This window comes from Aeromonas sp. 604176, from assembly GCF_049170755.1.
Classification (GTDB): Bacteria; Pseudomonadota; Gammaproteobacteria; order Enterobacterales; family Aeromonadaceae; genus Aeromonas; species Aeromonas veronii_A.
On the sequence record NZ_JAAKNE010000237.1, the window covers coordinates 1 to 1,743 of the forward strand.

The 1,743-nt window shown below is 54.0% G+C and carries 2 protein-coding genes; one reads left to right on the forward strand and one right to left on the reverse strand.

Annotated elements, in window-relative coordinates:
* Positions 1 to 50: 50 nt before the first annotated feature.
* Positions 51 to 455: an IS200/IS605-like element ISAs26 family transposase gene (gene tnpA, locus G5358_RS20970; RefSeq protein ID WP_010674034.1), complete on the reverse strand. Its 405-nt coding sequence runs from the start codon at positions 453 to 455 to the stop codon at positions 51 to 53.
* Positions 456 to 512: 57 nt separating this feature from the next.
* Here tnpA and G5358_RS20975 point away from each other — a divergent pair, with 57 nt between their 5' ends.
* Positions 513 to 1,739, forward strand: coding sequence for an RNA-guided endonuclease InsQ/TnpB family protein (locus G5358_RS20975; RefSeq protein ID WP_021141234.1), 1,227 nt, complete (start codon positions 513 to 515; stop codon positions 1,737 to 1,739).
* Positions 1,740 to 1,743: the final 4 nt, after the last annotated feature.

The window sequence follows — 1,743 nt, forward strand, 5'->3', positions numbered from 1 at the left end:
CGAAAGGGGACTCCCTCCGACGTAGGTGGGAGGGGAATTTCGCCGGGGCGTCAGCCCCGCTGGTTTTGAATGTATTGCTTGATCACCTCCAACGGTGCTCCGCCGCAAGAGCCCGCAAAGTAAGAGCGTGACCAGAGTACGGGTTTGCTGTAAGCACCTCTCAAGTCCAGAAATTCATTACGCAGTCGCCTTGATGTGACCGCCTTTAACGAGTTCACCAGTACCGATAGCTGCACCGTTGGCGCGTACTCTATCAGCATGTGAACATGATCAGCCTCTCCGTCACACTCTTTCAGTTCCGCACCAAAATCTCTGCAAACCTCTGCCGCACACTGACCGAAGGAAGCGTGATGCAGATCCCCCAATATCGGCTTTCGATACTTGGTGATAAACACCAAATGTACGTGCAAAACGTAGGCCGCATGGCGTGATTTATTAATTTTAGTGAATTGCATTCTGTCACTCAATCGGGCTTAATAGATATGGCAATAATGCTACACACTGAGCGCTAAATGCAAATTCTGAAAGCCTACAAATTCCGACTCGAACCGACCGAACAACAAGCGCAACGCCTGCGCCAGTTGGGCGGTTGTGCTCGTTATGTCTGGAATCACGGGCTGGCAGAAACCAAACGCATTCTGGATGCTGGCGAAAAACTGCCTTCTGCCTTTGAGCTGAACAGGATGCTCACCAGTTGGAAGAAAGACCCAGAAATGGCCTTTCTGGCCGAGGCATATACCGACAACCTCCAGCAGAAGCTCAAGGATTTGCATGGCGCGTGGATGCGCTGCTTTGATAAGAAACTCGCCGCCAAGGCACCCGTATTCAAGAAAAAAAGCGACAACCGCGACGCTATCCGGTTCGTCAACTTCGACAAGTATTGCCGCCTTGAAAAGGGTCGCGTGAAGCTGCCTGCCGGGCTGGCGTGGGTCAAGTTCCGTCAGTCCCAGCCAGTTGAAGGGAAAATTAAAAACGCGACCGTCAGCCAAGCAGCCGGGCACTGGTATATCTCCTTTCAGGTCGAGCAGGAGACGCTTGAGCCAATTCACCCCTCCGGCTCAATGGTCGGGCTGGATGCGGGGATCGCCAAGCTCGCAACCCTGTCAGACGGCACGGTGTTTGAGCCCGTCAACAGCTTCAAAACCAATCAGACCAAGCTGGCAAGGCTCCAACGCCAGTTGAGCAAAAAGGTAAAGTTCAGCAGCAACTGGAAGAAACAAAAAGCCAAGATCCAGCGGCTGCACTCACATATCGCCAATACCCGCCGCGATTACCTTCACAAGGTCACAACGACTATCAGCAAAAACCACGCGATGATCGTCATTGAGGATTTGAAGGTTGCCAGCATGTCAAAATCAGCAGCGGGCACGACCAGCCAGCCGGGGCGCAACGTCCGGGCAAAATCAGGGCTGAATCGTTCGATATTAGATCAGGGCTGGTTTGAGCTGCGCCGCCAGCTCGAATATAAGCAGGCATGGCGAGGCGGTCAGGTGTTGGCGATAAACCCGGCCTACACGAGCCAGCAGTGCGCCTGTTGTGGGCATACTGCGAAGGATAACCGCCAGACGCAAAGCCAGTTTAAATGCGCTGCGTGTGGTTATGAGGCGAACGCCGATGTGAACGGCGCTCGCAATATTTTAGCGGCGGGACACGCCGTTTTAGCCTGTGGAGGCGTGGTGCAATCAGGCCGCCCGATGAAGCAGGAACCCGGTACTGCGCGAGCAGCTATCACCCAGTAATGGG